The sequence below is a fragment of the Amycolatopsis sp. DSM 110486 genome (genome assembly GCF_019468465.1).
GTDB lineage: Bacteria > Actinomycetota > Actinomycetes > Mycobacteriales > Pseudonocardiaceae > Amycolatopsis.
In genome coordinates, this window is the sequence record NZ_CP080519.1 from 8,574,773 (window position 1) to 8,598,919 (window position 24,147).

23 protein-coding genes and 2 pseudogenes are annotated in these 24,147 nt (G+C 69.7%); 9 read left to right on the forward strand and 16 right to left on the reverse strand.

Annotated elements, in window-relative coordinates; translation table 11 throughout:
• Positions 1–20 precede the first annotated feature (20 nt).
• The 4 genes from K1T34_RS41350 to K1T34_RS41365 form a co-directional block, all read right to left on the reverse strand.
• Positions 21–2,030: a LuxR family transcriptional regulator gene (locus K1T34_RS41350; RefSeq protein ID WP_220240116.1), complete on the reverse strand. Its 2,010-nt coding sequence runs from the start codon at positions 2,028–2,030 to the stop codon at positions 21–23.
• A 119-nt stretch (positions 2,031–2,149) separates the two neighbouring features.
• Positions 2,150–2,710, reverse strand: a complete 561-nt coding sequence (locus K1T34_RS41355; protein ID WP_220240117.1) for a flavin reductase family protein — start codon at positions 2,708–2,710, stop codon at positions 2,150–2,152.
• Positions 2,711–2,793: 83 nt separating this feature from the next.
• Entirely contained in the window at positions 2,794–5,829 is a 3,036-nt protein-coding gene (locus K1T34_RS41360; RefSeq protein WP_255637942.1) for a BTAD domain-containing putative transcriptional regulator, read from the reverse strand.
• 119 nt (positions 5,830–5,948) lie between these two features.
• A complete protein-coding gene (locus tag K1T34_RS41365) occupies positions 5,949–6,686 on the reverse strand; it encodes an FAD synthetase family protein (protein WP_220240118.1) in 738 nt (245 codons plus the stop codon).
• 212 nt (positions 6,687–6,898) lie between these two features.
• On the opposite strand from K1T34_RS41365, the gene K1T34_RS41370 reads away from it, so the two are divergent.
• A complete protein-coding gene (locus K1T34_RS41370; protein WP_220240119.1) occupies positions 6,899–7,825 on the forward strand; it encodes an SDR family NAD(P)-dependent oxidoreductase in 927 nt (308 codons plus the stop codon).
• Positions 7,743–8,437 (forward strand): annotated as a pseudogene (locus K1T34_RS41380) (CocE/NonD family hydrolase). The gene K1T34_RS41370 and the pseudogene K1T34_RS41380 overlap by 83 nt, the downstream one beginning before the upstream one ends.
• 531 nt (positions 8,438–8,968) lie before the next feature.
• On the opposite strand, the gene K1T34_RS41385 reads toward K1T34_RS41380, so the two are convergent.
• On the reverse strand, positions 8,969–9,367 hold the full coding sequence (locus K1T34_RS41385) for a helix-turn-helix domain-containing protein (protein ID WP_220240121.1): 399 nt from the start codon (positions 9,365–9,367) through the stop codon (positions 8,969–8,971).
• A 346-nt stretch (positions 9,368–9,713) separates the two neighbouring features.
• On the opposite strand from K1T34_RS41385, the gene K1T34_RS41390 reads away from it, so the two are divergent.
• The 4 genes from K1T34_RS41390 to K1T34_RS41405 all read left to right on the forward strand — a co-directional run bounded on the left by K1T34_RS41390 (position 9,714) and on the right by K1T34_RS41405 (position 12,009).
• Positions 9,714–10,478 (forward strand): SDR family NAD(P)-dependent oxidoreductase, encoded by a 765-nt coding sequence (locus K1T34_RS41390; RefSeq protein WP_220240122.1) that lies wholly within the window; start codon positions 9,714–9,716, stop codon positions 10,476–10,478.
• 396 nt (positions 10,479–10,874) lie between these two features.
• Positions 10,875–11,435, forward strand: a complete 561-nt coding sequence (locus K1T34_RS54880) for a Gfo/Idh/MocA family protein (protein ID WP_220240123.1) — start codon at positions 10,875–10,877, stop codon at positions 11,433–11,435.
• On the forward strand, positions 11,333–11,821 hold the full coding sequence (locus K1T34_RS41400) for a hypothetical protein (protein ID WP_220247885.1): 489 nt from the start codon (positions 11,333–11,335) through the stop codon (positions 11,819–11,821). The genes K1T34_RS54880 and K1T34_RS41400 overlap by 103 nt, the downstream gene beginning before the upstream one ends.
• Complete coding sequence (locus tag K1T34_RS41405; RefSeq protein ID WP_220240124.1) at positions 11,767–12,009, forward strand: hypothetical protein; 243 nt, start codon at positions 11,767–11,769, stop codon at positions 12,007–12,009. The genes K1T34_RS41400 and K1T34_RS41405 overlap by 55 nt, the downstream gene beginning before the upstream one ends.
• A 146-nt stretch (positions 12,010–12,155) precedes the next feature.
• On the opposite strand, the gene K1T34_RS41410 is transcribed toward K1T34_RS41405, so the two are convergent.
• The 7 genes from K1T34_RS41410 to K1T34_RS41440 form a co-directional block, all read right to left on the reverse strand.
• Positions 12,156–12,653 carry a transposase gene (locus K1T34_RS41410; protein ID WP_255637943.1) on the reverse strand — a complete coding sequence of 166 codons (498 nt, stop codon included), beginning with the start codon at positions 12,651–12,653 and terminating at the stop codon, positions 12,156–12,158.
• A gap of 271 nt (positions 12,654–12,924) precedes the next feature.
• Entirely contained in the window at positions 12,925–13,131 is a 207-nt protein-coding gene (locus K1T34_RS41415; protein WP_220240125.1) for a hypothetical protein, read from the reverse strand.
• Positions 13,132–13,699: 568 nt separating this feature from the next.
• Entirely contained in the window at positions 13,700–14,356 is a 657-nt protein-coding gene (gene phoU / locus K1T34_RS41420) for a phosphate signaling complex protein PhoU (protein ID WP_220240126.1), read from the reverse strand.
• A 319-nt stretch (positions 14,357–14,675) separates the two neighbouring features.
• A complete protein-coding gene (locus K1T34_RS41425) occupies positions 14,676–15,008 on the reverse strand; it encodes a J domain-containing protein (RefSeq protein ID WP_220240127.1) in 333 nt (110 codons plus the stop codon).
• Positions 15,005–15,397 carry a hypothetical protein gene (locus tag K1T34_RS41430; RefSeq protein ID WP_220240128.1) on the reverse strand — a complete coding sequence of 131 codons (393 nt, stop codon included), beginning with the start codon at positions 15,395–15,397 and terminating at the stop codon, positions 15,005–15,007. Before K1T34_RS41430 ends, K1T34_RS41425 begins: the two co-directional genes overlap by 4 nt.
• Positions 15,398–15,508: 111 nt before the next feature.
• On the reverse strand, positions 15,509–15,940 hold the full coding sequence (locus K1T34_RS41435; protein ID WP_220240129.1) for an Hsp20/alpha crystallin family protein: 432 nt from the start codon (positions 15,938–15,940) through the stop codon (positions 15,509–15,511).
• 388 nt (positions 15,941–16,328) lie between these two features.
• On the reverse strand, positions 16,329–16,646 hold the full coding sequence (locus K1T34_RS41440; RefSeq protein ID WP_220240130.1) for a hypothetical protein: 318 nt from the start codon (positions 16,644–16,646) through the stop codon (positions 16,329–16,331).
• Positions 16,647–16,792: 146 nt separating this feature from the next.
• Here K1T34_RS41440 and K1T34_RS41445 point away from each other — a divergent pair, with 146 nt between their 5' ends.
• Complete coding sequence (locus K1T34_RS41445; RefSeq protein ID WP_220240131.1) at positions 16,793–17,110, forward strand: MerR family transcriptional regulator; 318 nt, start codon at positions 16,793–16,795, stop codon at positions 17,108–17,110.
• A 1,228-nt stretch (positions 17,111–18,338) separates the two neighbouring features.
• Here K1T34_RS41445 and K1T34_RS41450 read toward each other — a convergent pair.
• Positions 18,339–18,521, reverse strand: a complete 183-nt coding sequence (locus K1T34_RS41450; RefSeq protein WP_220240132.1) for a hypothetical protein — start codon at positions 18,519–18,521, stop codon at positions 18,339–18,341.
• 240 nt (positions 18,522–18,761) lie between these two features.
• Here K1T34_RS41450 and K1T34_RS41455 point away from each other — a divergent pair, with 240 nt between their 5' ends.
• A complete protein-coding gene (locus K1T34_RS41455) occupies positions 18,762–19,223 on the forward strand; it encodes an SRPBCC family protein (protein ID WP_220240133.1) in 462 nt (153 codons plus the stop codon).
• Positions 19,224–19,285: 62 nt separating this feature from the next.
• Here the strand turns inward: K1T34_RS41455 and K1T34_RS41460 are convergent, their stop codons facing one another.
• The 3 genes and pseudogenes from K1T34_RS41460 to K1T34_RS41470 form a co-directional block, all read right to left on the reverse strand.
• Positions 19,286–20,869 (reverse strand): NAD(P)/FAD-dependent oxidoreductase, encoded by a 1,584-nt coding sequence (locus K1T34_RS41460; protein ID WP_220240134.1) that lies wholly within the window; start codon positions 20,867–20,869, stop codon positions 19,286–19,288.
• A 9-nt stretch (positions 20,870–20,878) separates the two neighbouring features.
• Complete coding sequence (locus K1T34_RS41465) at positions 20,879–21,949, reverse strand: NAD-dependent epimerase/dehydratase family protein (protein WP_220240135.1); 1,071 nt, start codon at positions 21,947–21,949, stop codon at positions 20,879–20,881.
• Positions 21,950–21,999: 50 nt separating this feature from the next.
• A pseudogene (locus K1T34_RS41470) lies at positions 22,000–22,766 on the reverse strand (SDR family NAD(P)-dependent oxidoreductase).
• Between the two features lie 236 nt (positions 22,767–23,002).
• Here K1T34_RS41470 and K1T34_RS41475 point away from each other — a divergent pair.
• Entirely contained in the window at positions 23,003–24,139 is a 1,137-nt protein-coding gene (locus K1T34_RS41475; protein ID WP_220240136.1) for a glutamate--cysteine ligase, read from the forward strand.
• The last annotated feature ends 8 nt before the right edge of the window (positions 24,140–24,147 follow it).

A 24,147-nucleotide genomic window follows, 5' to 3' on the forward strand; every position in this document is an offset into this window, starting at 1 on the left:
CTTGGCGAGGCCTGCGCCGGTCACGCTCCGCCGGTAGGCGCGGCGCGGTCGGTAACCGTGCCGCACGCGGCTCCCCGGCTGACGGCATCGGCGCGGTCGTGGGCACCCAGCTTGCGGAACACAGATCGGACATGGGTTTTCACGGTGTTGTGCGAGACGTGCAGTTCGGCTGCGATCTCACGCAGGGTCAGCGGCCCGGACAGGGCGCGGAGCACGGCGCGTTCCCGGTCGGACAGCACGGCCGGGCGGAGATCCGGAGCCCCGCAAGGCCATTGCTCCTCGAACAAGTTGGCGAGCACCGGGCCGTACCGGAGGTCGGCGAGTGCGGCGCGCGCCTGTGCGTGGGCTCTCCGCCGGTGCCGAGCGTCCCCCAAAGCGGACGTGGAGTGCGCGTGGAGGAGAGCCGAGAACGCCTCCGCGTGGGGAGCGGCGGGTACCAGAGTCGCCGTAGGGGGCGGAATTCTGACGCGGTCCGCGCCCGCCCTGGCCGCCAGACACGCGGTTGCGACGACGGGAGCTACACACCGCGTCGGATCGAGCTCGTGCAGGGCAACTGCTTGCGTGGCCGAGGCCAGCGCGGCTGTGGCGTCGCCGGCGAGCAGCAACCCGGCGGTGCGTGCGTCCAGTGCCCGCACCGCGACATCCCGATAGCCGAGCCCGTCCGCGTCGCGAGCCGTCACGGCGAGCTGCTCGACGACGTCGGCTGCCTGCCCCTCCCACACCCCGACTGTGCCGAGCGCGGCGTCAGCCATGAACAGCCACCAGGGCTGGGCTCCTGCCTGTCGGTGGGTAGCGATTGCTCGCATGGCGTCGCACTGTGCGGCGGCCAGATCGCCGCGATGCAGTGCCAGCCACGCCCGCACTGCAAGCGCCGGGCCACCGTCTGAACCGGCGAGCCGGGTCGCCGCACGGGCGGGGTGCCCGCAAGCCAGCTCGGCTGCCGCGGCGATCGCGTGAGCCTCGGCGGGCATCGTCGGCACCTCGTCGAGCCGTGCGAGCAGGGTGTGCGGGTGCGCCGCCGGCCAGGTTTCGATTGCTGTGCAGATAGCGACGTCGGGTAGCCCGGCCATTCGGGCATGCTCGTAGGCGGCGTCCGGATCGCCTTCCTGCCGCAGGCGCTCTGCCGCGCGGGCGTGCAGAACCTCTGTGGCATCGGGGTGTTCCGCCGTCAGCACCGAGCTGAGCACGAGCCGCAGCACCGGGTGGCACCGCAGACCGGACCCGGTCCGCCGCAACAGCAGCGAGGACGCGGCCAGTGTGCTCAGCGTCTCGCCGGCAGCAGGTAGCGCCGTCACTTCCGCACAACGATCGGGCGTCAGCTCCGTCAGGACGCTGCTGTACAGCAGCAGCCGGCGTTGGCGTGAGGTGACGCGTTCGAGCACCTCGGCGCGGAAGAAATCCTCGACCGATGGCACGGGATATGGCAGGGGAGCGCCGGGCGGTTGGTTCCGCAGGGCCATGCCGGCCAGCCGCAGACCGGTCGCCCAGCCCTCGTACCCGCGCCACAGTGCTGCCGCTTCTGCCCGGTCGACCAGGCGGCCGGCCGTGGCCGACAGCAGTTGCCGTGTCTCCGCCAGGTCGAGCCGCAAGTCCTCTTCGGTGAACTCGGCGAGGCGCCCGGCAGCGCGAAGCGCGGCGACCGGCCCGCTCGGCCGGCGTGCCGTGGCCAGCAGGACCCTGACTGTGTCGGGGGCCCGGCGTACGAACTCGTCCAGCGCTGCCCTGGTTACCGGGTCCTCGATGACGTCCAGCCCGTCGAGCACGACCGCTAATGACCCGGTCGAAGCCAGCGCGTTGAGCAGCTCGGGGATGATCTCGGTGAGCAGGGTCGTTTCGTCGTCGAGCAGTGCTGCCGGGGGTGTCGGAACGTCGGCGCAATAGGGCCGTACCGATTCGAGCACTGCGGACCACACGCCCGCCGGGCTGTCGTCGTGGCTGCTCAGGCTTACCCAGGCACACCGCCGGGGGGCGACCCATTGGGCCAGCAGCACGGTTTTCCCGGCGCCTCGAGGCGCGGCCACCAGGATCACTTGTTCGCTGACCGCGTCCAGCCGGGCCAGCAGTCGCGTGCGACGCACGTCGTCCGGGTGCGGGGCTGGTGGCCGCAGTCGGGTCCGGACGACGACGGCCGAACGCGTTCGGGGTGCGGTCACATCGCCGACGCGAAGTGCCAGCCCCCGGCAGTCCCGCTACGGGTCGCCGGGTCGGAAAGGCTGCCGAAAGCGCTGGCAAAGTACACAAGCGGGTTTGTGCCCGGGACGTGATCGCAGTTCACCACGTCGCCTACCACGATCGTGTGGTCACCGCCCGGCAACGTGTCCGCGACGGCGCAGACGAAGTGCGCGATCGCGTCAGTGAGCACTGGGACGTCACTGTCGGTTCGCAGCTTGATGCCGGCGAACTTGTCTTTCCTGCGGGTCGCGAAGTGCTTCGCGATGTGTTCCTGGTCTTCGCCGAGGACGTTGACGGCGAAATGCCCGGACTCGGTGATCGCTTTGCAGGTCGGAAGATTCGAGCCGATGCAGACGAGCAGCTGCAGTGGGTTCATCGATAGTGACGCGACCGCGCTTGCGGTCATGCCGGAAGGCCCGTCCGCTGTGCGGGTGGTGATCACGGCTACCCCTGTGCTGAACCGGGAAATGGCCTGGCGGAAACGAAAAACCCCGTCGTCTGTGTCAGCGGGCACGGCAAGATGCTTCGCGCTGTCCATTGCTACCTCCATGGGAGCACGCGGGTGACGTTGGTAAAGACCACCGTGCCACCGACCCCGTTATTGACCGGGAAATCAGTGCGTCAGCTCCGCAGCCGGGTGACAAGGCGGTGCACTTCCGCCGACGGCGGGACGGCCAGCTCGTGCATGGTCGCCACGTAACGTTGGTACAGCGCGAGCACGTCGTCGTCGTTGCCGCTGGCTTGAGCGAGAGTGATCCGCAGCAGCCAGCCCTGCTCGCGGTACGGATCGAGGCGCAACACCGTGTCTACGTTGACGACCGCCTCCCGATACCGGCCGAGCCGGAACGCAACCCTGGCGACGTCCAGCCGAGCCCGGAGGATGCGCTCGTCAAGTTCGGCGCGCCGCGCCTCCACCCACGCACCGGACAGGCCACTGAGGTAGCTGCCTCGCTCGGTCCGCGCCAGCGTTGCGGTCAACGTGTCCAGCCTGGCTTCCCCGTTCTGGTGATCGGCCTGCGCGAACGCCTCCAGGACCTCGGCCGCGCTGCTGCCCACCAGGTCGGGTCCGGGTAGGCAGAACCGGTCTTCCCGCAGAACGGGCGACAATTCGTCCGGCAGCACCTCACGCAGGCGATACAGCGCCTGCCGCAAGTAGCTGCGCCCAGCCGCTTCGTTGTTCGAGTCGAACAATGAGCCGAGCAGTTGCTGACGGCTTGCCTCGTGGTCGGGGGTGGCCAGCAGGTATGCGAGCAGCTCGATACTTTTGCGCAGCCGCGGCGTCGCGGGAACGCCGTCCACCCGCAGTTCCGGCTCACCCAGGTCCTCGAGCACCAGCCTCGGCGCCCGGCCGGCCGCGGTGATCCGGCGGCCGTTCGCGAGCGACGCGTTCAGCTCGTGCCAGCGCGACAGCCGGTTCGATTCGGTGTCCGCGCCGCGTACGGCCACGGCTGGCACGTCCGCCAGTGCGTTGAGCAGCAGATGCACCGAACCCCGTTCCTCGGCCACGCTGATCGCCAGTGCCGCGGACTCGTCGGAAGCATCCTCCGCGCCAAGCCGCCACAGGACTTCGGCCAGGTAACACGCGACCGTCGGGATCTCGAGCATGCGGTCTGCGCCGCGCATGCTCTCCAGGCCCTGGTGCAGCAGATCACGCGCCTCGGCGTCGCGGTGCCGCAGCAGGAACGCGAGCCCTCGCCATAGCCAGGCCAGTTCGCGAGTGAATGCGTGCGTACGCGAGCCGCTCGTCTCCGCCTCGTCCAGCGCGCGATGCGCGGCTTCCGGGTCATGATGCAGGCGCAAGCACAACTTCGCCTCCATCAGGTGCAGCAACACCCGGTAGATCTGGGACCCGGTCGCCGCCACGAGTTCGTGGCCGCGCCGCAGGGCCTGCCATGCGTCCTCGGCGCGCCCGAGGTCGATCATGAGTTCCACGGCGTCCAGCGCGTGCAGCCACAGTGGCTGAGCTGCGTCGCGGTGCGCCTCGTAGCGCGCCATCGCCTGTTCGATCCGCCCCGTCGCGCGGAGGCCGGCGATGACCCAGGGGGCACCGAGAACGCTGCGCCAAGGACCATAGGCGCCGGGGTCGGCCAAGCCGGCCAGCCGCCCGCGCATGAAGGCCAGTCGCATGAGCATCCCGTCCAGCGGTCCCGACGGGGTGGTCGCGAAAGCCGGGAACGGGGGCGGTGATTCGTCGCGGCTCAGTGCAAGCACGGTAAGCGCGATGTCCTTGGCGCGCCCCGGTGACATCAAGTCGGCTACTTGCCCGGCGTCCGCGATCCGGCCCGCGTGCCACAGGCACCACACCAGCAGGACCAGGGCTTCGCCCGAGCCGTTGTGCTCGTCGGCTGCCAGTTTGGTGATCCAGTCGCGACCGTGACGGTCGTAGAGCTCAACCGCCCGCCCGGCCTGTTCTAGGGCGAAGGCAACGCGCAGCACGATCCCGCCGATCCGTGGGCTGAGCGAACGCTCGGACGCCTGCAGTTCGTCGAGCCATCGTGCCGCGGGACCGAAGTCCATCCGCTCGATCAGGCGCGGCAGCAGCTCTGCCGCCAGCACCCACGCCTCGTCAACTGCACCGACACCGAGAAGCGCGTCCACAGCCTCCTCCTGCTCGCCGCGGCGAACCAGCAGCCGGGCGTGCCGCAGGCGGACCCGCTTCAGCTCACCAGGCTCCTGCTCGGCAAGGAGGTCGCGCAGGTGGTCACGTAGCTGTGGGCTGACGATCAACGTTCGATCGTCGGGCCAGGTCGCGGGGAGGTGACGGTGGCGCAGCGCCGCCATGATCCGGGGTGCGTCTTCGAGCTGGAGCGCGACCGCGTCGTCTTGGGTTACCTCATCCAGCAGGCTCGTGTACACCAGGAACCTTCGCTCCTGTTCGGACAGTCCGGACAGGACGTGCGTGGAGAGGTAGTCACGAAGCCGGTGCGGCGAGTCGGCGACGGCACCATCGGCGAAGAGAATTCCCGCCACCCAGCCGCCGGTGACACGAATGGCCTCAGCCGCGTCCGATGCCGATCGCCCGGCCAGACGCAACGCTTCCCCGGCCTCGTCGAGGTCGAAGGCGATGTCCGGACCGGTGAGTTCGGCGACGCGGGCCAGTTCACCGGTCGAACCGGTGTCCAGCGGCAAGGCGGTCCGGGAAATGAGGATGATCCCGACGCCCATGGGTGCGTAGCGGGTGAGTGCGGACAACACGGCGAGTGCCTCGTCGCTGCCGGAGATCCGCTCGGCGTTGTCACAGACGAGCACGATTCTGGTGCCGTGCAAGCTTTCGGCGAGCAGACCCGCCGCCTCACCGATCAGGATGCCGGCGGCAAGCGCATCGGTCGCCGCGCCACTCGCCTCGGGGGCGTGCGGCGCGACCGCTGCCTCGAGGTACAGCAGGAGGCGCCCTGCGGCTGATTCCGTACCGTCAAGCGACAGCCACGCCACCGGCCGGTCGAGATCCTCCAGTGCCACGGCAACGGCGGTGGTCTTGCCCGATCCTGCTGCCGCGTAAACGGTCAGTACGTTCGCCCGCTCGAGCAGAGCGTGGATGCGGGCGGTCACCCGACCCCGCCGGACCAGATGATCACCGAGAATCGGTGGCGCCAGCTTCCGCCGGATGACAGTACGCGCACCTGATTCCGGCGACACGCCGCCATCGGCAGGCGCCACGCGACGCACCTCCCATCGCTGTGTTGCTGAGCCGTGTGGCTCTTCCGCACCCGAGTGTCCCCTGCAGGACGCAGGTCGGCAACGTGCGATTTCGCCTGGATTAACAGGCCTGGGCCACCTCAGCTCCGGCGCAGGAAAACCACCTCGACCAGGCGTACCTCGCGCCGCGGTACCCCTTCGATGACACCACCGTCGAGAACGGTCACCTCGGTCGTCGAGCCGTCGACGACCGTCGTGTAGCGACCTGGGCGCGGAATCGCCAGAGCCGGATCGAGCAACAGGCGATCGTCACCGAGCGCGCGAGCGGGCAGTGCGTGCGGCCGACCGAGCAGCCGCGCGGCCCGCTCGACGTCACCGGCGGCGACGAGAGCACGGATCCGAGACGAGGACACGATGTCCCCGCCGACTGTCACCATCCCCGCGACGGTAGTGGTGAATCGCCGATCTTCACGCAGGGTCTGCGCATCGCCCATGCCACGCGCGCCGAACCGGAAATCGGCCCCCACCGCCACCCGGACCGCGCCGAGTCGTCCGACCAGCACCTCGTCGACGAACGTGGCTGTGTCCATGGACGCCCACTCGCGGTCGAACGGGATGACCACGACTTCCCTCACGCCCAGTGCGGCGAGCCTCCTTCGCTTGCCGGCCGCGTCAGTCAGCAGTCGTGGGCCATCGCCTGGTCGCACTACCGACCGCGGGTGCGGATCGAAGGTCAGCACCGTCTCGCAGCCCGCGATCACTCGTGCATGACCCAGGTGGACACCGTCGAAGGTGCCGACCGCCACCGCGCGGCGGCCCGGCCGCACCTGCAGCGCATCGATGAGACGGGTCGGTGAGCTGTTCGGTGTCCGGAGCACTCCGGGACTATCCATGATTCCTCCCCGTTTGGGGCTTGAGCGCCTCGATCGTGCCCCAGCGTGTGTTAGCGACGCGAGAGCCGGGCAGCTCGGTGGCGAGCACTACGTGAACGGCCCTGTTAGGCCGACTTGTCAGCCCAGGCTGGACCGCGTTGCAGTGGAAGCACCGTTCCGGCGGAACTGCCGGGGACAAGCAGAAGGAGACACGAATAGTGTCACGCACCGAGCAGTCGGGGCGGCGCACGGCGCTGGTGACCGGGGCCAGCCGCGGTATTGGGTACGCCGTAGCGCAGCTACTGGTCGAGCAGGGCGCCGCTGTCGCGCTGCTCGCCCGGGATGAGACCGCCGTGAAGGACGCCGCGGCACGTCTGAGTGGGGAAACGCTGGCCGTACCCGCAGATGTGCGCGACAGCGAGTCCGTCGCCGCCGCCGTCGGCAACGCGTACGACTGGAACGGTCGGCTCGACATTGTCGTCAACTGCGCTGGACCCCAGATCACGTCGGCGCCACTTGCCGACGCCGAGCACGGTGTGCTCGGTGCAGCGCTCGATACGAAACTTCGCGGGTTTGTCCGGATCGCCAAGGCCGCTCTGCCCAGGATGACCGGCGGCGCGATCGTCAACGTTGCGGGAGCTACTGCGCACGTTCTGGTTCCAGGCGCCGCGGTCACTGGAATCACGAACGCCGCCGTCGTGGCTTTGACCAGTTACCTGGCGGCCGAAGCCGCGTTGCGCGGGGTCCGGGTCAACGCGGTGTCGCCGGGAATGACGCTGACTGAAGGCTGGCTCGCACGACACGCGGCGATGGCCGAGAAACAAGGCCTGACTGCCGACGCGGTGCGCGCCAACATGATCGATGCGCTCGGGATTCAGCTGGGCCGATGGGCGCGCACGGGGGAGGTCGCCGCCGCGGTCGCGTTCCAAGCCTCTGACGACGCGTCCTACATCACCGGTCAGGTGCTACGCGTCGACGGCGGCCTGACGAAGCCGGTGGCAGATCGCGTTCTTCGACCGCTACTTGAAGGACGAACACAACGAAGTCGACACATGGCCGCACGTGCGCATCGAGATCCGCGACGCGTACTACTCGGGCTGGTGGCGAAACGAGAACGAGTGGCCGATCAAGCGCACCGTCCATAAGCCACTGTTCCTCGACGCCGCGACGGCGTCCGTCACCGAGCAGCCGGTACCGGGGGAGGCCACGGTCAGCTACGACGCGACCGCGACCGAGATCACCGCCACCTTCTCCTACACGTTCGCGGAAGACACCGAGATCACGGGTACGCCGCGCTGAAGCTGTGGATCTCCCTCGACGGCTCCGACGACGCCGACCTCTTCGTCGCGGTCCAAAAGCTCGATGCCGAAGGAGTCGTCGTCAACTTCCCGTACTTCACCTGGCAGGACGACGGCCAGAGCACTCACGGCTGGCAGCGCGTCTCTCACCGGGACCTCGATCCGGCGACGTCAACTCGGCAGCAACCGGTCCACACGCACCGCACCGAACGCCGTCTCGTGCCCCACGAGATCGTCCCCGTCGAGGTCGAGTTGTGGCCCTCCAGAACCTTGTACCGCGCCGGGGAGTCGCTGCGAGTGCTGGTGAAGGGCACCGACATCCAGTCGTATCCGGAGACGGTGTTCGTCGCCGGGCACACGTTGGATCGCAACCGCGGCCGTCACGTCATCCACACCGGAGGTCGGTTCGACTCTCGTCTGCTCATCCCCGTCGTTCCCTCTGCCGACAACGAGTCCTGACCGAGACCACCTGGCTCGCCGACCACCTGAACGATCCGGACATCCGGATCGTGGACATCAGGGGTTCGACGTCCTGTTCGCCAGGCTCCGCAACGAAACCCCCTACCGGCCACCCGAGCGCCGGGCCGCTTGACAACCGCTGTAGGGACACGGACCGCGCCACTCGTTTCGGAAACAGCCGGGCACTCCGAAACGACGGAGGCCGTCCGCTCCAGCAGGTCCGCTCTGGGGCGGACACGGCGTCCGGGATTTGGGTCTTGGAGGACCTGCTGACCTTCCCTGCCGGAAAGGACGCCCGGGGGGCCATGACGGCTACGGACAGTACCGAGACCTACCGAAAGGTCGACGGGCACTGGCTGATCGACTCGCTGGTGCTGACCCGATTCCGGATGGACAAACTGGAGAACTGGACTCCGGACGCCTGACACGGAGGCTGTATCCGCAGCCGCGCAATCACGCAGCGCAACCGGCTCCGCCTGACCCTCGCCTGGGGAATTACGCTTCTCACCGGCGGGAGGTTCCAGCGGTCTGTCAGGCCTGTTCGGCGTCGAAAGTCGTTCTTGAGTCCAGGATGCCGCCGGAGTTGTCCTCTGCCCAACGCGCCAGTGACTGGACAATGCCCAGCAAGCTGAGCCCGCGCGCGGTGAGGGCGTAGTCGACGCGCGGGGGCTTGGTGTTGTGGACGGTCCGCGTGACGAGACCGTCACGCTGAAGCCTTCGCAGGGTGGCGCTGAGCATCCGCTGGGTAATGGGGCTGGGGCCGCTGAGGCGGCGCAGTTCGTTGAACCCGCGGGTGGTGTCGGCGAGCTTGCAGATCACCACGACCGACCACTTGTCGCCGATGCGTTCCAGCACGCTGCGGATGAGGTCATGGCCTCGTTCGCACAGTTCGGTGTCTGTCTCCCGTGGTTCCGTGATCACCTGCGTCATACCAGGAAGTATACAAGCGTAACCAGGTATAAAGTTGGCGCCAAACTGCGGATCACAGGAGCAGCCCCCGTCCCGGGGGTCGGTTCCCTCGGTGATACCTGGGCACTTCAAAATGCCCTCTTGTCGCGTTGATTCCTGTTCCGGAGACTTGATCCAGGTACGGGAGACGTACCAGGTAATTGTCAGATACCCCTCTGGGAATGGCGGCGGGCGAGCCGTTCCACTCTACGCATTCGCCGAGCCGGACGTGCTGCAGGTTGTCGACCTACCAAGTCCGCATACGGGGCCGTTGAGGTCCCCCGGCGGCCGTGGCCTCCCTGCCATGCCGGGCAACGAAAGGAGAAGCATGTCCAACCGTCTGCAGTCCAAGGTCATCGTGGTTACCGGAGGATCCTCCGGTATGGGCGCGGCCTTTGCGAGGCGCGCCGCGTCCGAGGGGGCAACGGTGCTCATCGGGGCGCGTGACAAGGAGCGTGGCGAGGCGACCGCGGCGGAGATCGTCCGGGAGGGTGGCAAGGCCCTGTTCGTTCCGACGGATGTGACGGTCGAGGAGGAGGTTGCCCATCTGGTCGATGTCGCGGTCAACGAGTTCGGTGGCCTGCATGGCGCCTTCAACAACGCGGGCGGCGGCAACAGCCAGGGAGCGCTCGGGGACATCGACGCGTCCTTCTGGGACAGTGTCATCGCCCTCAACCTGACCAGCGTTTTCTACAGCCTCAAGCACGAGATTCCGGCGATCGTGGCCAGAGGTGGCGGTTCCATCGTCAACAACGCCTCCGTTGTCGGTGTGGTGGGTGACCCGGGGGCTCCGGCCTACGCGGCTGCCAAGCACGGTGTCGTGGGCCTCACCCGTTCGACGGCGCTCGACGCGGCCAGGTCCGGCGTGCGGGTGAACGCCCTGGTGACGGGGCTGGTGAACACGCCGCTGTGGCGCAGCGTTGTCGACGGCAATCCGGAAGCCGCGCAGGCCCTCCTCGACAAGCAGCCGACCGGCCGGGCCGCCGATGAGGCGGAGATTGCTGCGTTCGCCGCCTTCCTGCTCAGTGACGAGAGCCCGTTCATCACCGGCGCGGCTCTCGCCATCGACGGCGCGCTGACCGCCGGCTATTGAGCTGTCATAGGTCGGCCAATCGGTCCGGCGGCCCCGAGCGAGGGCGTCGCACGCATGCCGGCTGTACAACGCTCCGGTCAACTGCGGCGTCCCCCGCCGGGCAGGGCTTGCCCGGTCGGCGCACACACCAGGCTGACGACGTTTTGCGTCAGCGCCTCGGAGCGCTGTTGCCGCCGATGCATACGACGTGAGGTGTACCGAGCAGCGCTTGCTCCTTAGCCCCATGTACCCGGCTGCGCCGTATCCGCATCCCCGGCAAGGTAGCCGTTTCCGTTCCCTGCACTGCTGTGCGGACAAGCAGGAGCGTGGCGGCGCCGCCGCCTGCGCGGAGGGCGACGCCCCCGAACCACCGGGCGAAACTTCATTATGGAGAGAAGAGAGATTGTGGAGGATGTGATGACGGTGGAGCGGGACAAGACGATCGGCGTGGGCATTGTCGGCGGCAGCACCGGCGGATGGGCCGCACTCGGCCATGTCCCCGCGCTGCGGGCGCTGCCCGGGTACGACCTGCGTGCGGTCAGCACGTCGCGACAGGAGTCCGCCGAGGCCGCCGCCAAGGAGTTCGGCGCGGACGCTGCGTACGACAACCATGCGAACCTCATCGCCGACCCCGCCGTCGATCTGGTGGTGGTCGCCGTGAAGATCGCCCACCACAGGGAGATCATCTCCGCGGCACTGTCCGCGGGGAAGACGGTCTACAGCGAATGGCCCTGGGCGTCGGCCTCGCGGAGGCCGGGGATCTCACCGCGATGGCCGCACACGCCGGAGTGCGGACGGCCGTCGGGCTGTAGGCGCGCTTTGCCCCCGAGGTCCACTACGCCCGTGACCTGGTCGCCCAGGGGTACGCGGGCAGGGTGCTCGGCAGCACGCTGGTCGACTCCGGCGTCGCGTGGGGCCCGACCGCGGACCGGGGCCACCTGTACTGGTACGACGACGCCAACGGCGCCACCACCCTGACCGTACCCACCGTGCACGCGCTGGAGGCCGTCCACCATGTGCTCGGCGGGTTCGCCGACCTCGACGCCCGCCTGGTCCGCGGACGCACCGAGGTGACGCTGTCGGACGACGGCAGCACGGCGCCGGTCAGCGCGCCCGACCAGGTGATGATCGCCGGCACCCTGGACTCGGGAGCCGCCGCGTCGATCCACTACCGCCGCGGAGCCTCCCGCGGCGACAACCTGCGTTGGGATATCAACGGCACCGAGGGCGACCTGGTTGTGACCTCCGCGGTCGGCAGTCTGCAGGTTGCGCCCCTCCTGCTGGAAGGGGGCCGGGCGACGACCCGCGGGTGGCCGAACTCGCCGTGCCGGACGCGTACTTCGCCGGAGTGGGGCGGGAGCTGACCGGCCCGGCGCACAACGTGGCGCAGCTCTACGCACAGCTCGCCCGGGACCTCGCCGACGGCACGCACGAGGTGCCCAACTTGGCGTACGCGCTCACTCGGCACCGCCTCGTCGACGCCGTCGAGAAGGCGTCGGCGACCGGGGTGCGCCAGAGCCTGACCGGCCCCGTGGGCCCGGAGGGAGACTGACACGAAGGCCGTCGCGGTCCGAGCAATGCTTGAAACCTGTGTATCAGCCCGGTGAGGGGCGTACCTTCCCGGTGATCAGCTCAGGCTCTCAAGCAAGGCCGACGTTGGCGCGTCGGTCGGGAAGGCACGCCCGTGAATCTCCTATGTCAAGCGGCGGTTGGTTGGCGTCCCTGTTTCGGTGTGTGGGGCGTGTCGTTGATGAGCTGGCGGTAGACGACGTCGGCGAGGTGTCGGCGTAGGACGCGGATCGCTTCGGTTTTGGAGTCGCCGTGGTTGATGCGGCGCTGGATCAGTGTCTGGGCCGGTGGGTGGATCCGCAGCTGGGTCACAGCGATGCGGCGCAGGGCCGCGTTGAGTTGTCGGTTGCCACCGCGATTGAGGTGGAATCGCGTCCGGTTGCCTGTCCAGACCGGGATCGGAGCTGTTCCGGCGTGCATGGCGAACGCAGCCGAGGATCGGAATCGAGTTGCTCCGGCGGTCTCGCCGAGGATCTTGGCGGCAGTCAGGCCCGCGCAGCCGGGGATGGTCATTAGCCGCGGTGCGATGGACTCGACGAGCTTCTCGATGTGACGACGGAGCTGGCTGATCCGGCGGGTCAGATCGATGGTCCGGTCGATGAGCTCGGTGGCGATGTCGGCGCGCACGCTGCTGGGTAGTGCGTTGAGCTGCTCGCGCAGGGCGAGTAGGGCAGCGATCCCAGCCTTCGCCGCGAAGCTGAGCCCTGTAGCGCCGGGGAACGGGGTCGTGGCTCCTCGGTAGCTCCACAGGCCGGCGACGTAGCAGGCGAAGGAACGTCAGGCCCTTACCGGTTGCCGTTGACCAGCTCGGCACCGAGGCGGGCCAGCGTTCCGCATCTGCCGGCGGGTGGCCGGAGGCGATGAGGCGGATCACCAGGAACACGTGGCCGCGTTTCGTTCAGCCAGGGATGGGGAGGTGTGGGTATCGCTTGAGGACGTGGGGTTCGACGATGGGGCCGGGCCAGAGGACGACGTGGTAGGTGTCGTTGCCGTCGATGCGGTCGTCGGAGATGGTGTCGAAGGCTGTGGCGTAGGTGTGGGCGGTGTAGTTGCCGGGTGGGACGGCGGTGCGGGGAGTGGTGGGTCGGTAGTCGAGTTTGGACACGACGATGCGGCCGCTGGTGATGCGGAGGCCGGCTTCGGCTGACGTGGTCCCAGTCGTCGAGGTTGTCTTCAGGTGCTTCGGTGCGGATGTCGAGGGTGACGGGGAGGGTGCGGCGTCGTGCGGTGCCGACGCCGATGGCGCCGTCGGTGGTGGCGATGAGGTTGTTCATCAGGTCAGTGATGAAGGCGCGGTTGGTGTCGGGGCGGGCGGTGTCGTCTTGGACGAGGAAGCTGCCGTAGTCGGCGAAGACGTCGAGTTCGGTGTAGCGATCTGGCCGGGTGCGGGGCTGGGGGTGTCGGGCATGTTCAGCCTCCGGGGAGGGGGAAGCCGAACCCGGCCCCGGTGGCGTGTTGTGCGCCGGCTGCCTGCACGACATCGCCACCGCACCGCTGGCCTACGACGTGGCTCTCGCCAACGCCAAGAAGCTGTCCAGCCAGTACCGCTGATTCAGCTCCTCAGGGGATCTCAACTCGGGGAGTACCAACTGCCCGGCGTGCCGGATTGACCGGCCGCTGGGCGTTGTCATTCATCGTCTTGTTCAGCCCTCTGACCTGCACGTGGTGTCGAGTTAGGTGTGGGTGTGGAAGGGAAGTTCGCCGGTGGCGGCGAAGCGCAGTCGGTTGGCGACGGCGACGGCGTGGTCGCCGAAGCGTTCGTGGAAGCGGGCGAGCAGGGCGAGGTTGATGGCTGTCTGGATGCCGTGGGGCCACTGGTCGCTGGTGATCAGGGTGAGGATGTGGGCGTGGGTGGTGTCGATGGTCTGGTCGATGTCGGCGAGGTCGGTGAATCCGCAGGGGCATTGGTGGTCGATCAGTTCGGCGAGTCGGTCCGCCATGCTGGCGGCGGCGTCGGCCATCTCGGCGAAGTCGTATTCGAGCTGGGCGGGCACGGCGTGGTGGGGGTGGGCGAAGCGGGCGATGCCGGCGATGTGGGCGGCCAGGTCGCCCATCCGCTCGAGCCGTTCGGCGCAGTAGATCGCGGCCAGGATGGTCCGCAGGTCGTGTGCCTTGGGTGCTTGGAGGGCCAGCAGGGCCTGGGCGTGCGACTCGCAGTCTGCACGGGCCCAGTCGATCTCGGCGTCGGCGGCGATCACCTGCTCGGCGAGGTCCTGGTCTGCGGTCAGCAGTGCTCTGCTTGCCCGGCGGATCGCGTCGGCCGCGAGCGTGCACATCTGCCCCGTCTGTGCGCTGAGGCGGTTCAGCTCGTCGTGAAAGCTCTCGCGCATGTCCGCACCGTGTTCCTCATCGGGCCGCCGAATGCCGGCCTCGCGGGCGTCGTGGCGGCACTCGCGTAATGCGGCCCACCGGCAGGCGAGGGGGGTGAACGTCCTGCCGGTGGGTCCGCCGCGCGCCATGCCGTCGCGCTGCGTGTCCACGATTGTCGTCTCGGTGCGGGGTACCGGCGCCGTGGTGTTACAAGATCTTTTGTGGTGGGCTCTCCGCCGAGTCGGACGTCTTCGGTGACGAGACCGAGCAGAACGGCCGCATGTTCGCCATCCATGCCGCGATCGCGCGCTCGTCGGTGCCCAAACCGAAGCTCCGCGGTCACCAGCTGTGTCGGTGAGGGTGGCGGTGGACGGGGCCGGCGCGCACGTCTGGTTCTGGCGGTGTGGTGCGGGGGTGCACGCGCACGTGGATGTCGTGGCCTGGTGTGGGGCGCTGGTGCGGTTCGGTGGGTTGCCGCGCGAGGTGGTCGCGGAGGTGGCGGTAGGCGGTGATCACGGCCGCGAGTCGTTCGCGGTCCGGGTGTGGTGTGTCGGGGTGGCACTCACGCACGGCGCGCCGGTAGGCGGCGGTGATCTCGGCGGTGCTGGCGCCGGGTGCCACGCCGAGCACCGCGTGGGGGTCGGGCAGGTCTGCGGGGTGGGAGGGGTTCATGGCCAGGACCGGAGCGAACCGGGCACAGCTGGGTTGAGCTGGCTGATCTCGGTGTAGTAGTCGCGCGCCGCGCTGTGGGCGGTGTCGAGGGCGCGGCGCAGGGTGGCCAGTTCCCGGCATGCGGAGGCCAGATATGCGGTGCCCGGCGCGCCGTCGGCCTGGCGAAGCTGCCCGGGACGTTGGGTGTGGTGGCCGGTGTGTTCGGCCAGGAGGGTCACCAGATCGGTCAGCTCGCCGGTGAGCTGGGTCAGCTGCCAGCCGGAGTCACGCAGCTGTGCCAGGCTGGGCGTCTTGGCCGGATCGGCCGCGCGGACCGCGCGCCGAAGGTCGCGGGCCGTGGTGGCCAGCGTGGTGGCGATCGTGACCGGTCGGCGTCGGGTGGTAGCCATCGGTACCGCTTTCCTCCTGCTGTGCGAGGGTCGACGGCGACGCGGCCCCGCCCGGCAGCATTCGATGCCACGCGGGCGGGGCCACAACGCCGAGCCAGGGGTTCGAGACGCTCAGGCGTTGATCTGCTTGGACTCGCTCTCGCCGCTGATCGCGATCTTGCGTGGCTTGGCCTGTTCGGCGATCGGCATCCGCAGCGTCAGCACACCCGTCTCGTAGTGCGCTGCGATGTTGTTGGCGTCGAGGGTGTCGCCCAGGAACAGCTGGCGGGAGAACACCCCGCGTGGTCGTTCGGACACCTGGACCTCGGTGCCTTCGTCGTAGGCCGGCGTGCGTTCGGCTTTCACGGTCAGCACGTTGCGCTCCACGCCCAAGTCGATGGAGTCCGGCGCGACCCCGGGCAGGTCGAACTGCACCACGTACTCGTTGCCGGCCCGGTAGGCGTCCATCGGCATTACCGCCGGGTGCGATGTGGTGCCGTTGGCGCCGAAGAACTGCTGGGTCAGCCGGTCCAGCTCCCGGAACGGGTCGGTCCGCATCAACATGACCATCCCTCCTTCGCTCCTTCCCTGTACCGCCACCGGTGTGCCGGGGCCGGAGGCGGCTCGTCAATCTGTACGCCACCCTGCCTTGTGCGGAGGCAAGGGCTGGTTTCGTGTCATCGTCGGGGTCCGGCTCCCGCCGCAACGCTGGCGGCGGGGCCGGGACCAATTCGGTGGGAAACACTTCTTGAGAATCCTGTGTGTGCAATCGATCCTTCGATCACCCGGGGCCCGTCCCGGCTGCCATACCGCCGGGCCGGAGGTGTCGCGAGGGGTGCGCCACGAGACGCCGGGCCGGGACCACTGCCAGGTCTCCTCGGCCGTCTGTCGATGCAGACATCCCCGCCGGGGCGAAAGAACGACAGCCGAGCGGGCTCCAGGTGTGCTGGCATCACCTGCCTTTCGAGATCACCGTCGCGTTCGCTGACCACAGGAGCGCACCGGTCAGCGGAGGGGAACGCTGCCGATGCCCACCTCGTATCGCCGGCACCACGCCAACCAGCCGGCCGCCGGTGGCGACGGCGCGGGGCCTGCGGCCGGATCGCTGCGGACCTGTGGATCCAGGCCGGCGCCTCGCTGGATACGGAGGGAAAGCGTCGAAATTGGCGGACATGATCGCGTCGAACTCCGCGCGCAGCCAGGCCGCATCGGCGCACACCAGCTCGGCGAACCCGCTGGTCACCGCCTCGCGGCGGGTGATGTCCGGCATCGTCGATCACTCCCCGGCAACGTCGTCGTGCTTGAGACCAGGTCATGTACCGCTCATCCATTTCTATAGCGCGCACTGCAAGTTGTGTCAAGTGCTCGCGCTAGATAATCTGGAGTTCCTGGGGAGCGTGACGACCGGTCAAGGAGATGTGTGTGGCTGATCTGGGCAACCTCGACGACCAGGACTATCCAGCCTTCACCACCGGACAGGCCGCGAAGATGCTGGGCGTGCAGGAAGCGTTCCTGCGTAGCCTGGACACTGCGGACCTGGTGCGCCCACAGCGCTCGGACGGCGGCCACCGCCGCTACTCCCGCCGCCAGCTCACCCTCGTGGTCCGGCTGCGCGAACAACTCGACGAAGGCCACACCCTCACCGCCGCCGCCCGCATCATCGGCCTGCAAGACCAGCTCGCCGACGCCGAGAACACGATCCACGACCTGCGCACCCAGCTTGACCAGCGCTGACTCCGCTCCACCGTGCAGAGCGCGGTTGACCGGACCAAGAGGCATGGCCGATGCCGCCACTCAGGTCGAATTGCTTGCGTGAGCCCATGGCCGCCGCCATCGGCGCCCTCGTGACCTCGTCGGATGCGGTTCTGCCGAGGGCGAAGCAGGGGTCGAGCCAGGCCCCGCTGAACGTCGCTGCGTGACTGCGTCTCGGGCGCAGCGCCGAAGGACGTTGGATCGCCAGCGCCGGGACAGTTGGCGCGGGTAGCGACTCACCGGTTCACGAGCGCCCGGAGGCCGGCAGACGGGCCCCGCGATCCGGGGTCTGGGAACCCCCGGGCCCGCAGGGCGCGACTCTGCGCGGGTGCAGTGCCTGCGGCTAAACCCAAAGGTGGGCGTCCGGACATTCACGCTGTCGCTCGCGCGTTGCATCCGCCCACCGTTCTGCGTGTTTCCCACGGGGATGATCGGGTAGACCCCGTGGTGGCGCGCCGACGAAGACCACCATGTGGCCTGGAGATGGCGTGTCCGCAGGTGGCCCTGCGGTCAAGCAGCGGCTGTTGGGCCGCCTTGCGGTTCCACAGGCACGGTCGCGAATGCTCGCGCGACGTCGCGGAGCTTGATCGGTTTTCGGGGAGCCGGTTCGGACGATCCGGCTCCGGCGGGCGTTGAGGATCGCGTCTCTGGAGCTGAAGCTGGATCGGTTTCGGTTTCGGTTTCCGGTGCTGGCGTTGGTGGTGCCGTCGTCCGAAGCTGTTCGGGTGCCGGTGGCGCGGCGGTAGCTGAACCGGGTTCCGGGAAGAGGTCGCCGGAGATGTTGCCGGATTCCGAGGCGCGTACCCGTGTCGTCACGGGTTCCGTCGCTACGCCGACGGATGCAGTCTTTCCGAGGCGGGAGACTTCGGATCGCCGGTGGGGGTCACCGGTCGCGCTGTGGAGGAGGGGGCTTCCTGGTTGCCGGAGAGAGCTCGCGGGACCGTGAGCGACTGCGGTTGCCGCCAACCGGCGCCGTCGTTGTGCTGCATCTTCTGCGTGATCCGCGGCAGCATGAGCAGGGTGTGCGCCGCGTCTGCGTCCGGGAGAGCGAGCTCGTGCGCGCTCGGGTAGGCCGCCAGCGGATCCACCGACTCCCGCGTCTCGGGCCGGTGCAGCCAAAGCAGCCCGAAGTCCCCGGTATCCCCACCAGGCTGTCATGGCTATCCTCGCTTTCCCCGTGCCGATGGTTTGTCCCGGATAATCCATTGCCTTACGCGGTGGCGACGCCGGAGCCGCAGCCGGTGCGCAGCGCGGTCAGCACCACTGGTGGCCGGTCGGCGCCGTCGACTGGGTACACGCCAACGTCGAGACCCGGTGGTTCGCCTTCGCGGGCGCAGATGCGCCCGGGCAGCCACGCGCCGAGCCGACCGGTGTCAGCGGCGAGGACGAACACCCGGTCGGGGGTGCCCGGTATCCGGCGCTCTGCTTTGAACTCGCTCGCCGGCGCCTGATTACCCAGCTCACCCGCGGGTAACCGGACCGCAAACGAAGGGGACCACCGATGTCCGAGGCCAGGCCACGCCGCCGGAACGCGCCGGACACGACTGTCCGCAGCACAGCGCAGGGTGCCACCGCGTGTGAGCGCCCACTACCACCGCGGCAGGGCTGAATGCCGGCCGCCGAGGAGGGACCGATGATCGAAGTGACCCGCGTGGTCGACGCCCCACCGTCTGCGGTGTTCGCCGTCCTCGGCGACGGCTGGGCCTATTCGGGCTGGGTGGTCGGCAGCTCGCACATCCGGGACGTCGACGCGGCCTGGCCCGCGGTCGGCGCGCGGCTGCACCACAGTGTCGGTGCGTGGCCGTTGCAGCTGGAGGACACCACGGTCGTCCTCGCCGTCTCACCGGGGGAATCGCTCCGGCTCGAGGCGCAGGGCTGGCCCTTCGGCACAGCGGACGTCGAAGTGACGCTGACCCCCGACGATGGGCCCAGCGGAGGCACGCTCGTGCGCATGCGCGAGCGTGCCTTGCGGGGGCCGGGAAAGTTGCTCCCCGAAGCCCTGCAGGCGTTGGTGCTGCGGCCGCGCAATCGCGAGTCGCTGGCGCGGCTGGCCACGCTGGCGGAGGGCCGGGCCCGCAGGGCCGTCGGGCCGTAACCCGGAACCGTGTTCGGCCGCGCCGGTTCGTGAATCCTCAATGGACGCCCTGCGGACGGCGCTCAGCCGTACACTGCGCGGTGCGCCGCCTTGATCAGCGTCGCGTAACCTCCACCGAAGATTCCGTTGCGCGCCAACGCCGCGCGGGCTGCGTTGGCGCCCGGTCCGCCGTGGACGGCGCCGCCGGGGTGGGCGGAAGCGCCGGCGAGGTAGAGGCGGTCCACGGGGGTGTCGGCGCGGCCCAGGCTGGGCACGGGTCGAAAGAAGAGCTGCTGGTGGATCGCGGTGGTGCCGCCGTTGATGGCACCGCCGACGAGGCTCCGGTCGTGGGCGGCGAGCTCGGCCGGACCTTGGACGTAGCGCGCCAGGATGCGGTCTCGGAAGCCCGGCGCCTGGCGTTCGATCGAGTCCTCGATGGCCGACGCCCGCCGCGACAACGCGGACGGCGTCGTGACCGAACCGCGCGGCACGTGGGTGTAGGCCCATGCCGCTTCGGTTCCCGCGGGTGAGCGGGTCGGGTCGGCCGTGGTCATCTGGCCCAGCAGCAGGAACGGTCGCCGGGGCACGCGGCCGTGGGCGAGTTCGGCGCCGAAGGCGGCCAAGCCGTCCTCGTCGCAGCCCAAGTGGACGGTCCCGGCACCCGCGGCTTCGTGCGCCGTCCACGGCACCGGGCCGGACAACGCCCAGTCGACCTTCACGGTCGCACTGTCCCACTCGAACCCGTCCAGATCCTGGATCAGCCGGGCGGGCAGCCACTCCGGCGCGACCAGCTTCCCGTACAGCACAGGCGCAGGCACGTCGGCCAGCACGGCCCGCCGCGCGCGGATCGCGTCGCCGTCGGCGCACCGCACGCCCACCGCCCGGCCGCCGGCGACGAGGACTTCGTTGACTTCCCGTCCACACCGGACCGAGCCGCGGTCGCCCAGGCGCTTCACCAGTGCCGACACCAGCTCCCAGGCGCCGCCTTCGGGCACCGGGAACCCGACGTCCTGCGCCAGCATCGCCAGCAGCCAGCCGAAAACCGCACTGCCGGCGTTGTCCACCGACAGGTCGCTGTGTGCGGCGTTGCCCGCCAGCAGCAATCGCGCGCCCGCCCCGGAAAACCGTTCCTCCGCGAACCGGCGGACGGGCAACGTCAGCATCCGCGCGAGGCGCAGGGCGTCCGCGGTACCGGTGCGCCGCAGCAACCGGGCGGCCGGCCGCACGGGTGGGAACGGCGTGAACAATGCGTCGAGCAGCTGGTCGCGCAGGTGCCGCCACTGGCCGAACAGCTCCTGCCACGCGTCGCCGTCACCGGCGGAGAATCGGTCTACGGACGCGGCCGTGCGGTCGACGTCGCGCGACAGCAGGGCGCAGCGGTTGTCCGGCAGTACGTGCGCGAGCACGTCGGGCGCGTGCCGCCAGCGCAGGCCGTGGTTTTCCAGCCCCAGCCCGCGCATGATCGGCGACGCGGCCGACATCGGGAAGAACGCGCTGCACAGGTCGTTGCGGAAGCCCGGCGCGGTCACCTCGGCGGTGCGCACCGCACCACCCGGCGTGTCCGTCGCCTCCAGCACCAGCACGTCCCAGCCGGCACCGGCCAGCAGGTTTGCGGCCACGAGTCCGTTGTGCCCGGCCCCGACCACGATCGCGTCGACGGTCTCCACCACGCCCCCTCACGCCTGCGACTGGTGCGTCGGCCGCCGGCGCGCGAGTGCGCGCACTCGCGCGCGCAAGCCGGTGGCCGCCCCTGCCAGCGGTGGCGACGCCCCGGCCGCTTTGCCGCGCAACCCCTCGACCAGCTCCGCCAGCGTTTCCTCGGTGCTGTGCCGAGGCTGCCACCCCAGCACGAGCTCCGCACGGGTCGTGTCCACGAGTGCCGCCTGGTCGGCGAGTTCGAGCCATCCGGGGTGCAGCGGCTGCAGCCCGGCCGTCCAGGCGAGGCGGGCCGCGAACCGCGCCACCGGCTTGCCCACCGGCAGGCGCAGGCCGCCGACGAGCCGTGCGAGGGCATTGGCGTCCAGCACGTCCGGCGCGGCGAGGTTGAACGGTCCGGTCGCGCGCTGCTCCAGGATCAGCCGCACGGCCGAGGCCACGTCGTCGGAGTGCACCGCCTGCACTCGCAGGCTGCTCCACAGCGGGATGGGCAGCAACCGCGCGCCCAGCAGCCCGGGTGGGATCACCGGGCCCAGCAGCCAGCGCGTGAACTCGGCCGCCGCCGGCCGCTGCAGCACAGCGCACGGTCGGATCCGTGCCAGCTCGACTTGCGGGTGCGCCGCGGCGAACGCGTCGAGCACCGTCTCCAGCTCCGCCTTGCCGCGGCTGTAGGCGCTGACCGGGATCCCGGTGCGCGGGAACTCTTCGGCCACCTTCTCGCCGTGCGGCCCTGGCCCGTACGCGGCCACCGACGACGCGCACACCATGTGCCCGACGCCCGCTTTCGCCGCGGCGTCGAGCACGTGTCGGGTTGCGTCCTCGTTGGTGCGCCACATCGCCGGCTCGCCCCACGCCGGCGATGTGGCCCACGCGAGGTGCACGACCGCGTCCGCACCGTCGAACTCCCGCGCCAGTGCTTCCTCGGCCCTGGGTTCACCGAGGTCGAGCTGCAGCCAGGACACACCGGAATACGGCTCGGCGGCGAGGTCGGGGATGCGCCGCGCGACGCCGGTCACCTCCCACGAGGAGTCCAGCTCGCGCAACAGCGCCGTCCCGATGTTCCCACTCGCACCGGTGATCACGATTCGCACTTTGCAGAACTACCCTGGTACAGCGCACGGTAATCCGACCGGCCTCTTGGTCACTCCTCGGCCGAACCCGGTTTCATCATCTTCCCCTGCTGCGCCGCCTTCGCCGCGTCCGGCAGCGTCTGCGACGCGGCGGCGGTCTCCTTGTCCTTGGCCCCGACCACGACCTTGTCCTCGCCCGCCATGAGCGCGCCGAGCCCGGCTTCCGCGACGTCGGCCGCGCTGTCCTTCTTGCCCGCGCCGATCTTCGTATCCTCCATGCCCGCGCATTCGAAGAACCCCGTGTCGGTAGCGCCGGGCAGCAGCGCCGTCACCGTCACGCCCTTGTCCTTCACCTCCGCGCGCAGGCCCTCGGAGAACGAGGTGAGGAACGCCTTGGACGCGGAGTAGACGACCTGGTACGGCGCCGGCGCGGTCCCCGCGATCGACGATGTAAACAGCACCCGTCCGCGACCGCGCTCGACCATGGCCGGTACCACGCGCTTGGCCAGGTGCGCCGCCGAGCGCACGTTCAGGTCCACGACGGTCAGCTGGTCGTCGAGGCGCGTGTCGCTGACGAACTCGCCGTTGATCCCGACGCCTTCGTTGACGGCAAGCGCCTCGACCGGGCGGCCGTGGCGGCGACGTGCTCGACGAGTTCTTCCACGCCTTCGCGGCGGGTGAGATCCGTCCGCACTTGCCCAAACGTCGCGCCGCAAGACCGGACCTGCTCGGCGGCCTCGGTCAGCTCATTGTCGTCAGCGGCGAGCATGACGTCGAAGTCGTGGTGGGCGAACTGCTTGGTCAATTCGAGCCCGATGCCGCTCGACGTGCCGGTCATGACGGCCAGTGGCTTCTCCGCGGTGGTCTTGGGTGGTCCCCTCGTGAGCCCGCCCTCCGGGGCCACCGCTGGTGCAGCGCTCACGGCCCTCGGCGCGCAACAGCCGCGCGATGAGGAGCGCGCGCAACCCGACTGGCTCGTGCCGATCTCGCCGCGGCTCGACGTCACGTTGCGCGAGGCCTGTCTCCGGCGCGCGGTCCCGGTTCACCGCCGCGCAAACGGGTAGCCGAGTTCTCATGGATGGGGCGGGGACGACGATCGGGGTCGAGGAGGAGTTCCTTCTCGTCAAGCCGCGCACGGGCCGGACGGCACCGTGCGCGGACCGCGTACTGGCGCGCTGTGGGCACCACGGCCGGTTGCCGGAAGGCGCGATCGTGCAACGGGAGCTGCGCCCGACGCAGCTGGAGCTGGCCACCGGCGTCTGCACGAGTGCCGACGAGCTGCGGGTCCAGATGACCAGCGGGCGCCGGTTGCTCGCCGCTGCCGCGGCCGCCGAGGACTGCGCGCTCGTCGCGTCCGGCACGCCCGTGTCTCTGCCGGGGCGTGGGGCGCAGCCGGAGCCGCAGGGCCGATACGCGGAGATCCACGAGGCCTACGGACCTCTCGCCGCCGACTACGAAGCCTGTGGCTGCCACGTGCACGTCGGCGTCGACGACCCGGACACTGCCGTCGCGGTGGTGAATCACCTCGGCCCCTGGCTGCCGGTGCTGCTGGCGCTGTCGGCCAACTCGCCGTTCGCCGACGGCCGCGACACCGGCTACCACAGCTGGCGCATGGTGCTGCAGACCCGCTTCCCCGGTTCCGGCGTCGCACCGTACTTCCGCAGCCACGCTGAGTACCAGAGCACGGTCGACGCGCTCGTGGAGTGCGGCGCGCTCGTCGACCGCAACCAGAGTTTCTGGCTGGCCCGGCCGTCACCACGGCTGCCGACGGTGGAACTGCGTGTGGCCGACACCGCCGCGACGGTCGACGGCGCGGTACTGCAAGCCGTGCTGTCCCGCGCCCTCGTGCGGACCGCGCTGGCCGACCTGGAGCGCGGGATCGAAGGCCCGCGCCTGTCGCCGCAGGTGTGTGCCGCCGCTGTCTGGGCCGCCGCGCGCCACGGCCTCACCGGGCTTCTGGTGGATCCCCGGCTCGAACGGCAGCGCCCGGGCGCTGAACTCGTCGAAGACCTGCTCACGCACGCGGCCGGCGCGCTCGAGGAAGCCGGCGACCTCGCCCTTGCCGGGTCGCTGGCCGGCCGGGTGCTCGTCGATGGCACGGGGTCGGCTGCGCAGCGCGCCGCGGCGGCCGGTGGGCTGCGCGCGGTGGTGCGGCTGCTCGAGGAACACACCGTGCCCGTAGCGGGGCATGAAGCGGCCGCCGCGGGGTAACCCTCCGG

What these genes read in the sequence shown, in the direction of transcription:
- K1T34_RS41435 (WP_220240129.1), bottom strand. Translation starts at nt 15,940, where the DNA reads ATGTTGATGCGGACCGACCCGTTCCGGGAGCTGGACCGGCTGACCCAG.
- K1T34_RS41445 (WP_220240131.1), top strand. Translation starts at nt 16,793, where the DNA reads ATGTGTGTGGCTGATCTGGGCAACCTCGACGACCAGGACTATCCAGCC.
- K1T34_RS41475 (WP_220240136.1), top strand. Translation starts at nt 23,003, where the DNA reads ATGGATGGGGCGGGGACGACGATCGGGGTCGAGGAGGAGTTCCTTCTC.
- phoU (WP_220240126.1), bottom strand. Translation starts at nt 14,356, where the DNA reads ATGCGCGAGAGCTTTCACGACGAGCTGAACCGCCTCAGCGCACAGACG.
- K1T34_RS41425 (WP_220240127.1), bottom strand. Translation starts at nt 15,008, where the DNA reads ATGAACCCCTCCCACCCCGCAGACCTGCCCGACCCCCACGCGGTGCTC.
- K1T34_RS41390 (WP_220240122.1), top strand. Translation starts at nt 9,714, where the DNA reads ATGTCCAACCGTCTGCAGTCCAAGGTCATCGTGGTTACCGGAGGATCC.
- K1T34_RS54880 (WP_220240123.1), top strand. Translation starts at nt 10,875, where the DNA reads ATGACGGTGGAGCGGGACAAGACGATCGGCGTGGGCATTGTCGGCGGC.
- K1T34_RS41430 (WP_220240128.1), bottom strand. Translation starts at nt 15,397, where the DNA reads ATGGCTACCACCCGACGCCGACCGGTCACGATCGCCACCACGCTGGCC.
- K1T34_RS41440 (WP_220240130.1), bottom strand. Translation starts at nt 16,646, where the DNA reads ATGCCGGACATCACCCGCCGCGAGGCGGTGACCAGCGGGTTCGCCGAG.
- K1T34_RS41355 (WP_220240117.1), bottom strand. Translation starts at nt 2,710, where the DNA reads ATGGACAGCGCGAAGCATCTTGCCGTGCCCGCTGACACAGACGACGGG.
- K1T34_RS41385 (WP_220240121.1), bottom strand. Translation starts at nt 9,367, where the DNA reads ATGACGCAGGTGATCACGGAACCACGGGAGACAGACACCGAACTGTGC.
- K1T34_RS41455 (WP_220240133.1), top strand. Translation starts at nt 18,762, where the DNA reads ATGATCGAAGTGACCCGCGTGGTCGACGCCCCACCGTCTGCGGTGTTC.